The sequence below is a fragment of the Cypionkella sp. TWP1-2-1b2 genome (assembly GCF_049896245.1).
Classification (GTDB): domain Bacteria; phylum Pseudomonadota; class Alphaproteobacteria; order Rhodobacterales; family Rhodobacteraceae; genus Cypionkella.
The window spans coordinates 29,139-38,314 of record NZ_JAFCTX010000039.1; the positions used below are offsets into that span (position 1 = coordinate 29,139).

The window sequence follows — 9,176 nt, forward strand, 5'->3', positions numbered from 1 at the left end:
TTGATGCTGTCAGCGCCGCGCGTGACGCACAGGCTTTGCGGGCGCAAGAGCTTCTGCTGGCCTATGAGACGGAGGCTGCGCGGTCCGTTGCGCTTCAATCTGGTCTTGATGCTGTCAGCGCTGAGCGGGACGCGCAGGCTTTGCGGGCGCAAGAGCTTCTGCAGGCCTATGAGACCGAGGCTGCACGGTCAGTTGTGCTTGCTGCCCGTCTTGCACGGCTTAATCCAAAGAATTGGTTTCGTCGCTCACCCTGTCAATGGTAAGCGATGTTCCCCCTTCCAGCTGATGCTGCGACGTGAGACCGGCTCGTTCTGTGAGGAACATCGCTTACAGCTGGGTGGCGTTTTTGTGTAAGCTGCAGAGCATCCTCTCTTCACATGCTCTTTTTTTGGTCGAGATTATGAGCTATGTTGCGCTTATACTGATGCCCGTTGCTACCACGTAAATCCTCAAGGGGTCGAAAACCGAGTAATCAGAATATCGTTCTGCTAGCTTCGCAAAGGATGAAGACGAATGGATTTTAAAAATTTCTCTGACGGTAATAACAACAACATGATGCGCTTGGAGGAGAGGTATAAGAGAATTGTAACCTCAAATCTAGACGCATTTTTGGGTAAGACTGTTTTGGATATTGCTGCAAATAATGGACGTTGGACCTACGCGGCACTAGATGCGGGTGCATCGCATGTTACCAGTATTGAGGGTCGTGAAGCGCGCGCGGCTGATGCGGTACATTTCTTGGACGATCTTGGTTATTCCGGTAAATATACGGCGAATGTTGGAGACATGTACGACTTTCTCTATGAGACCAGAAATCAACATTTTGATACTGTGCTGTGTCTTGGTATTTATTACCATGTGATGGATCATTATCATTTTTTGAAGCAAATCGCGCGCCACAGTCCCACTACTATCATTATTGACAGTGGCTTTGTGCGCAGCTTTAGAAGTAGCGTCCATGTTCAATATGAAGATCCCAGTCTGCATTTAAACGCATTAAGCGTTTTTGCAGGGCAAAAAAACGAACCGGTTGGCTTTGTTTCCCTTGGCTTAATGATCCAAATGGCTTGGAATCTTGGTTATAACTGTCGACCCATTCTATGGGACCCGAACGATGTTACACATAAATCGTCGGTGCAAGATTATATGTCTGGTCGGCGCTTTACAGTGCGGTTGGATAAAATTGACGGTAACTATGATGCGGATTGGCGAGATTACTGGGCTTCAGCATTGATTGCGGTTGATAAAAAATTTGCACTGCTGATGAATAAAGAGACGCATGATCAAGCGACTGATACCCGTGCACAGGGTAGGGTAGAAACTGCGGTTTTTACGATTTTCTAAGTGTTTAGTCCCGGCATTTGGTGGATCGGATCGGCATTGTTGCACAACTCTGTCTGCCTAGGATTCACATCGTGAATCCATGCGGTTAGACAGGCCGCATGAGTAAGCCATCACCCGCCCGCTACCGCACGACGAACTGGTCCAGCTACACTGCTTCGCTTCGCAAGCGCGGGTCTTTGCTGATCTGGCTGGACAAGGAGATGACCTGGCTCGCACCGCCTGACGGCGGCCCAGGTCGCCCTGCGGTGTTCTCGGATGCCGCGATCCAGTTCTGTCTGACGGGTAATCCCCCCCGAAAGTAAGGGGCTGCATAAGTAGAATTTTCTCGGCAAGATGAACGAGGAGATTCTGAATGAAGACAAGCAGATACACTGAGGCTCAGATCATCGCGATCCTGCGGCAGGCAGAAGGCGGTGTGCCGGTGGCCGAGCTGTGCCGTGAGCATGGGATGAGCAATGCCTCGTTCTACAAGTGGCGGGCGAAGTATGGCGGCATGGATGCGTCTTTGATCAGCCAGATGAAGGCTATCGAAGACGAGAACCGCAGGCTGAAGCGGATGTATGCTGACCTCAGCATGCAGGCGGATTTGCTCAAGGAAGCCCTTGGAAAAAAGTGACAGGGCCATCTCAACGCCGCGAGATGGCCGAGAATGCGGTGGCGCGACGTGGGGCGAGCATTGCTCTTGCCTGCCGGGCCTTCGGGGTCAGCGAGACCTGCTATCGCTATGGCCCGAAGTTAAGGGCTGAAAACGAAGAGATCGCCGATCTGCTGGTCGGCCTGACGGACGCCCGCAAGACTTGGGGGTTCGGCTTGTGTTTCCTGCACCTGCGCAACGTGAAGGGTCATCCGTGGAACCACAAGCGCGTCTACCGGATCTACTGCGAGCTTGAGCTGAACCTGCGGATCAAGCCGCGCAAGCGGCTGAAACGGGACAAACCCGACGCGCTGGCGGTGCCGGAGGCCCCTAACATCACCTGGTCGATGGACTTCATGGCAGATCGCCTCGGAGATGGCTGCGCGTTTCGGCTGTTGAACGTGCTGGACGACTTCAACCGTGAAGGCTTGGGCATCGAGGTCGACTTCTCGCTGCCCGCCGAACGTGTCATTCGCAGCCTGGACAGGATCATCGAATGGCGCGGCAAGCCCGGCACCATTCGGGTGGACAACGGCCCGGAATACATCAGTGGCAAGCTGCTGATATGGGCCGAGAAACAGGGGATTACAATCCAGCACATCCAACCGGGCCAGCCCCAGCAGAACGCCTACATCGAACGATACAACCGCACGGTCCGGCACGAATGGCTGGACCAATATATCATCGAAACCATCAAGGAGGCCCAAGACTTCGCCACGCAATGGCTCTGGACATACAACAACGACCGCCCGAACATGGGCATCGGCGGCATCACACCCGCCCAGAAACTGAAAACGGCCGCGTAAGTTCTACAAATGCACCCCGTTAAAAATGGGGGGATTACCTGACCATCAAGATTCTGTTCAAGCTGCCACTCAGGCAAACGACAGGGATGGTGGCCAGCCTGCTGAAGTTGGCCGACCTGGACTGGGCTGTGCCGGATTACACGACGCTGTGCCGGCGGCAAAAGACATTGGCCGTCCAGATTCCCTATCGGCGCGCCGATGGCCCCTTGAACCTGCTCGTTGACAGCACCGGGATCAAGTTTCTCGGCGACGGCGAATGGCAGGCCCGCAAGCACGGCGTTCAGGGCCGCCGCCAATGGCGCAAGGTCCATCTGGCCATGGACACGGCCACGTCTGACATTCGGGCGGTGGAGTTTACCCCCAGCAGCGATGGCGACAGTCCCGTTCTGCCGGAGCTGCTCGACCAGATACCGGACGGCGAAGAGATCGGCACCGTGACCGCTGATGGGGCGTATGACACCCGCCGTTGCCACACGGCCATCATTGACCGGCAGGCCACTGCAATCATCCCGATCCGCAAGAACGGGCGGCCGTGGAAGGAGGACTGCCCGGCTGCAATCGCTAGAAACGAAACCCTGCGTGCCACCCGGCACTATGGCAGGGCATTCTGGAAGCGCTGGACCGGATACCACGTCCGAAGCCGGATCGAGGCAAAGATGCGGTGTCTCAAAGCCTTCGGTGAGCGCATCGCCGCCAGAGACCCCGACCGTCAAACTGCGGAAATCCAGATACGCGTCGCCCTGATGAACCGCTTCTCGGCCCTCGGAACGGCCGAGATCGTCCGCGTGGCCTGATCCCGAAGGGGAAAGGGGCAATCATGCCTCAGGCGTGAGTTACGCAACAACGCCGGTGCTCAGGCTCAGCAAGGCTGTGGCGCGTTCCCGCATTTCGCCCAAAACCCAGGTATTGGCACCGGCTGTGCTTTTTGGGCAAAAAGATACCAGAAAGCTATCGGGTAGGGTGGCACGACGCACAAAGCGACTGCGCCCTGTGTCAAGGGCCTTTACCTCTCGAACATGCTGTACTGGAACCGCCGCAGAAAGATCAGCCCAAACACCATACAAACTGCGCTGAAGCCAAACACATAGCTGACCGAGATATAGGTCCCGACGTAAGAGCTATAGACCCCATGACGGACCATCCCGATGACATGCACAACCGGGTTAAACCAAAACCAATAGCTGACAGAGTCAGGCAGTCGATCATAAACCATGATCACACAGGAAAAGATGAACATCGGTCGCATCAGGATTGACCACGCCTGTTGCCACAGCGGAAACCGGGTGAACAAGAAGCAGTTCAGTGTTCCGACCCCAAGTGCAAGCGATCCCGACATCAGCAAACCCAAGGCCACAATCGGCACATTCACGATCACCCGCGTATCAAAAATAAGTAAGATCCCAGCGAAAACAATATAGCAGACCATGATCTCGGTCAGCATATTCAGCAAAAAACGCGCCGCAATGGCATCAATGAAGGTCACGCTGGGATAGGCCAGCAAGGGGCGCGAAAAGTTCAATGCGTTGGCGACCTTGTTGGAAATACTGGTGAAAATGACGAATGGCACCATGCCTGTGGCATAGAACAGCGGAAAATTCACCCCCAGCGCAGGTTTGGCGAAGGTAATCGAAAATACAGCCGACAGCAGCGCAATACCCGCCACAGGTTCCAGCACAGCCCAAAGATAGCCGCCCGGAGAGCGGCCATAAGAGGTGGACATCTCACGCAGCACCAAAGCGATGATCGTCCGCAAGCTCGCGAAACTGCGGCGGTGCTGCGCAGGCGTCTGCATCGGCAAACTTGATATGGTGGGTGAGGACATTCTGCCAAGGCCCTTAAGCATGTAAACCTAACGATACAAAGGGGCGGCAGCAAACTGTGCCGCGCGCTGTGAGTGCGCCCTACATCAGTTATGGGCTTCTGCACTAGAATTATGTAGAAAATGAAAAGGAGAAACAAACCATTCCGTGAGGCATCGTGTCTTTAGCCCCGAACTCGCCCACAGACTCCGTTGTCGCAGGCCCCGCTAAAGGGCCCGAAACTGTAGCGGCGGCAGTCCAGCCCATTCGCCCCGGCGCTCCGCGTCCGGCAATCCCACCCGAGGTCAGCCCTCGGCCAATCCGCAATCCGGTCGGCGTGGCAAAGTTCCGGCAACGCCACCGCATCCTTTTGCTCAGCTTCGCCCTAGTCATGCTGCTGCCGGTCGGGATTTGGGCTTTCTATCTTTGGGGCAAGGCCGCCGATCAATACGCCTCGACCGTGGGTTTTTCGGTGCGGCGCGAAGAGGCAAGTTCGGCGATGGACTTGCTGGGCGGTCTGACAGGCATCACCAAATCCAGCTCGTCGGACACCGACATCCTGTACCAGTTTCTGCAAAGTCAAAAACTGGTTGCCGATATGGATGCCAGTCTGGGCCTGAGAAAGATGTGGTCAAAACCGCAGGGTGATCCGTTGTTTGCCTTTGATCCGTCAGGCTCGGTCGAAGATTTAGTCGATTATTGGAAAAAGATGGTGCGCATATCCTATGATAGCAGCACAGGATTGATCGAAGTACGGGTGCTGGCCTTCGCGCCTGAGGATGCGACACAGATCGCGCAGACCTTGTTCGAGGAAAGCTCGCAGATGATCAACGATCTGAGCAGCATCGCCCGCGAAGACACGATCCGTTATTCGCGCGGAGAGCTGCAAACTGCTGAAAGTAGCCTGCGCACCGCCCGCGAAGCGATCACGAAGTTCCGTATCGAGCACCAGATCGTTGACCCCAGCAGCGATATTCAGGCACAGGCAGGACTGGTGGGCTCGCTGCAAAATCAACTTGCCGCCGCACAGATCGAGCAGGATCTGCTCGCTGGAACCCCCGAAAGCGACCCGCGTATGGTGCAGGTCACCCGCCGGATAGCGGTGATTAACATGCGTATTACCGCTGAACGCAGCAAGGTTGGCATGGCGCAAGACGGCAGTAAGGCAGATACTTTCGCTAGCATGGCCGGTGACTATGAGCGCTTGGCCGTGGAGCGAGAGTTTGCCGAACGTTCTTACATCGCGGCTTTGGCGGCTTACGATGCTGCAGTGGCCGAGGTAGAGCGCAAAACCCGCTATCTGGCTGCCCATATCCTGCCTACTACGGCAGAAGTATCGCGCTTTCCGCAGCGGACAACTCTGTTGGCAGTGTTTGCGCTTTTCATGTTTCTGGCTTGGGCAATTGCGGCCTTGGTGGGCTACTCTCTCAAGGACAGGCGGTAAACAGCGCGCGATGATCCGGCTGGAACACTTAACCAAGGTCTTTGTGCTGAATGGTCAGCGCAAAGTAGTCATGCAGGATGTCAGCCTCGAGTTCCGCTCGGGGATATCGGTGGCGTTGCTGGGACGCAATGGCGCGGGAAAATCCACGCTGTTGCAAATGATCGCAGGCACGTTGGCCCCGACCTCTGGGCGGATCATCTCGACAGGCGCGATTTCTTGGCCGGTGGGCTTTGCTGGATCGTTTCACCCCGAACTGACCGGCGTGCAGAACATCCGGTTTCTCGCCCGCATCTACGGAGTCGATTCCGACGAACTGGTTGATTTTGTTGATGATTTTGCCGGGCTCGGCATGCATTACCGTTTGCCCTTTCGCACCTATTCTTCGGGTATGCGCGCGCGCCTGACTTTTGGGGCATCGATGGGAATTCCCTTCGACACCTATCTGGTCGACGAGGTGACGTCCGTCGGGGACGCGGCCTTCAAAGCAAAAAGTTCGCGGCTGTTCCGAGCGCGGATGCAAACGGCGGGGGCCTTTGTAGTCAGTCATTCGACTGTAATGGTGCGCGAAATGTGCACGGTTGGCGTTGTGCTGGAGGACGGTCATCTCTGTTACTATGAAGATATCGAAGAGGCGATCGCACACCACAATCGCAACATGGCCGAATAGCTATGCTCCGTGCAAAGGGCGGATAATGTCACATCTGCCTTTTGCTTGCGATGCAGGATCGCCGGGCACCCCGCGCTTAGTTTGTCAGCACATCTGCCTGTCTGGCCAAACCGAAGATCGATCCGATGACGCCAAAAACGTTGCGGGTGCCGATCAGCGAGCTTTCAGTGACATAGATAAGATCGCCATTACGGATCTGGAACTGACCCGCACTGAACAACCCATCGGCGCTGGTCAGATCAATTGTGAAGATGGTGCGCGTGTGGCGTGGTCCGCTGCCGTCTGATCGCACGGCCTTGGCCGGATAACTGCGCAACACCAAGATGCCTTGAGCGTTGGCGCGCTCGGCTGCCAACCCGCCGATAATTGATAGCGCGTCCAGAGCGGTCACATCCTCACGCGGGAAAGCATGTGAAGCGCGTGTCCCACTGGCTCCCAAAGAAAGGAAGTAGCGCTCATCCTGTTTGATGATGATGCGATCGCCTCCGGTCAGTGTGGTATTCAGCGAGGTATCAGCCAAGACCCGATTAAAGGCGATTCCGTAGGTTTTGCTGCCACGCTGCAGGCGTACTTGTGGATTAACAATACTCGGGATGACCCCACCCGACTGCGCCACCAGATCCAGCAAGGTCATATCCCGATCCGGTAAGGGAAACGCCCCCGGATGCGCCACCCCATCCACAATGCTGGCGGTGCTTTGCCGCCCGCTGGTGAGGTTCAGCTGCACCTGTGCCGAGGGCACCACCTTTTTATAGGCCTGCTCCACAACATCGCGGGCATGTTCAGGCGACATCCCGCTTAACTTCAAAGGGCCAATGTAGGGCAAATAGACCTGGCCAGTCGAGGTCAGTTGGCCGGCAGGAATATTTACCACGCGCTGCCCCGGCCCACCTAGCAAACCATTTTCCTCGGTGTTCCATATCGTGACAGCAATCATGTCTCCTGCGACAATGATCTGGCCATTGGGCTGATCAACGCGCTTGACCCAAGGAAAGCTGGTTTCACCAACGGCCGGCCAGCTGGCATAGCGCGCCAGATTGTCCCGCGTGATCGGCTCAACCGCGAATTCCGAGGGCAGCGGCACCGCGCCGTCGACGTCTGAGCCTTTCACGGTTTCGTTGCGATGTGCCAAAACCTCGCCTTGCAAACCAGCACCCCGCGGCAAAGTCCCGCAGGCGGCAAGCATCACAAGCCCCAGAAAAGTGAACTTAAATGGCACGGCAGCAGACCCCCGACGTTTTGACGCCCTCGTTTACCCAATAGACATCTCCTCCATATCGACAGTCTTTCCGCAGCGAAACTGGTGTTCGATGGGCTCGGCAAGAAAGCGGTGGATAGTTTGGGTCGCCCGCTACACTTTCGAAGCTATCGAAATAGTCCTAGACATACTGATCATTACAACAAGTGAATAGCCCCTGGTTTGCTAGACGCCTTGCAGCTTCAGTTTCTGCTGCTGTTCGAAGTTGATCGGTGACAGCATTCCGTTTCTAACGTGTTTGCGCTGCGGGTTGTAGAAGAACTCGATGTAGTCGAACACATCGCGGCGGGCTTCTTCGCGGGTTTTGTATTTCTTGCGCCTGATACGTTCGCGTTTGAGCAGGTTGAAGAAGCTCTCTACGACCGCATTGTCCCAGCAGTTCCCGCGACGGCTCATGCTGGGGGACAGGTTGTGCTGTTCGAGGAACTCCTGCCACTCATAGCTGGTGAACTGGGAACCCTGATCGGAATGCACATAGACCTTGGTTTTGGGTTTGCGCCGCCAGACGGCCATGAGCAGGGCTTGCAGCGGCAGGTCGGTATAGGTGCGGCCCTGCATGGACCAACCGATCACGCGCCGGGAAAACAGGTCGATGACGACAGCGAGATACAAAAAACCCTCGTGGGTGCGGATGTAGGTGATGTCGGTGACCCAGAACTGGTCGGGAGCCTCGACATTGAACTCTCTGTTCAGGGTGTTTTCGGCCACCACCGCAGGGCTGCCGCCGTAAGACCCAGGTTTCTTTTTGTAACCAATCTGGGCCCTTATGCCCGCCAGTCTTGCCAAACGCCAAGCCCGGTTGGGGCTGATGTCTTCGCCTAGGTCGCACAGATCATCGTGCAGCTTGCGGTAGCCGTAGACCTTGCCACTGTCATCCCAAGCCTGTTCCATCAGTTTGGTTTGACGCTGATCTTTCAGGGCCCGTTGGGAAACGGGTTCCCGCAGCCAAGCATAAAAGCCGCTCGGATGAACCCGCAGCATCCGGCACATGGCCCTGACCGCAAAGACCAACCGGTTGTTTGCTATGAACGCATACCTCACCCGCTGCCCGGCAGCGGTTTGCGTGCAAACCGCGAGAGGGGGATTCCCTGGCGAAGTATGCGGTGGTGGGTTCAACCGGTCAGCGCAACATCTTTGATTTGAGATGTTATGAAAGGACCCAAGATGGCACGAACCGGCCGCCCAGGCTTATCGCACGAGCAGAAGGCCGAACTCTGGCGACGT

6 protein-coding genes and 3 pseudogenes are annotated in these 9,176 nt (G+C 56.1%); 6 read left to right on the forward strand and 3 right to left on the reverse strand.

Annotated features, from left to right (window positions below):
- Nucleotides 1-513: 513 nt before the first annotated feature.
- The 4 genes and pseudogenes from ACP7AP_RS19870 to ACP7AP_RS19885 form a co-directional block, all read left to right on the forward strand.
- Nucleotides 514-1,344, forward strand: coding sequence for a class I SAM-dependent methyltransferase (locus ACP7AP_RS19870; RefSeq protein ID WP_426036975.1), 831 nt, complete (start codon nt 514-516; stop codon nt 1,342-1,344).
- Between the two features lie 98 nt (nt 1,345-1,442).
- Nucleotides 1,443-1,625, forward strand: a pseudogene (locus tag ACP7AP_RS19875) (transposase); the annotation flags it as partial.
- A gap of 71 nt (nt 1,626-1,696) precedes the next feature.
- A protein-coding gene (locus tag ACP7AP_RS19880; RefSeq protein ID WP_426036977.1) for an IS3 family transposase occupies nt 1,697-2,784 on the forward strand; the annotation gives its coding sequence in 2 pieces (ribosomal slippage) (nt 1,697-1,958 and nt 1,958-2,784; 1,089 coding nt in all).
- Nucleotides 2,785-2,822: 38 nt separating this feature from the next.
- A pseudogene (locus tag ACP7AP_RS19885) lies at nt 2,823-3,578 on the forward strand (IS5 family transposase); the annotation flags it as partial.
- A gap of 209 nt (nt 3,579-3,787) precedes the next feature.
- Here ACP7AP_RS19885 and ACP7AP_RS19890 read toward each other — a convergent pair.
- Nucleotides 3,788-4,606 carry an ABC transporter permease gene (locus tag ACP7AP_RS19890; protein ID WP_426036979.1) on the reverse strand — a complete coding sequence of 273 codons (819 nt, stop codon included), beginning with the start codon at nt 4,604-4,606 and terminating at the stop codon, nt 3,788-3,790.
- Between the two features lie 155 nt (nt 4,607-4,761).
- On the opposite strand from ACP7AP_RS19890, the gene ACP7AP_RS19895 reads away from it, so the two are divergent.
- Entirely contained in the window at nt 4,762-6,027 is a 1,266-nt protein-coding gene (locus tag ACP7AP_RS19895; RefSeq protein WP_426036981.1) for a hypothetical protein, read from the forward strand.
- 10 nt (nt 6,028-6,037) lie between these two features.
- Complete coding sequence (locus ACP7AP_RS19900) at nt 6,038-6,694, forward strand: ABC transporter ATP-binding protein (RefSeq protein WP_426036983.1); 657 nt, start codon at nt 6,038-6,040, stop codon at nt 6,692-6,694.
- 76 nt (nt 6,695-6,770) lie between these two features.
- Here the strand turns inward: ACP7AP_RS19900 and ACP7AP_RS19905 are convergent, their stop codons facing one another.
- Together ACP7AP_RS19905 and ACP7AP_RS19910 are read right to left on the reverse strand one after the other, a co-directional pair.
- Nucleotides 6,771-7,880 carry a polysaccharide biosynthesis/export family protein gene (locus tag ACP7AP_RS19905; protein ID WP_426036985.1) on the reverse strand — a complete coding sequence of 370 codons (1,110 nt, stop codon included), beginning with the start codon at nt 7,878-7,880 and terminating at the stop codon, nt 6,771-6,773.
- A 237-nt stretch (nt 7,881-8,117) separates the two neighbouring features.
- Nucleotides 8,118-9,002, reverse strand: a pseudogene (locus ACP7AP_RS19910) (IS3 family transposase); the annotation flags it as partial.
- Between the last annotated feature and the right edge of the window lie 174 nt (nt 9,003-9,176).

Excerpts from the sequence above, each read along its gene's own strand:
- ACP7AP_RS19870 (WP_426036975.1), top strand. The coding sequence starts at position 514 with ATGGATTTTAAAAATTTCTCTGACGGTAATAACAACAACATGATGCGC.
- ACP7AP_RS19890 (WP_426036979.1), bottom strand. The coding sequence starts at position 4,606 with ATGTCCTCACCCACCATATCAAGTTTGCCGATGCAGACGCCTGCGCAG.
- ACP7AP_RS19900 (WP_426036983.1), top strand. The coding sequence starts at position 6,038 with ATGATCCGGCTGGAACACTTAACCAAGGTCTTTGTGCTGAATGGTCAG.
- ACP7AP_RS19905 (WP_426036985.1), bottom strand. The coding sequence starts at position 7,880 with ATGCTTGCCGCCTGCGGGACTTTGCCGCGGGGTGCTGGTTTGCAAGGC.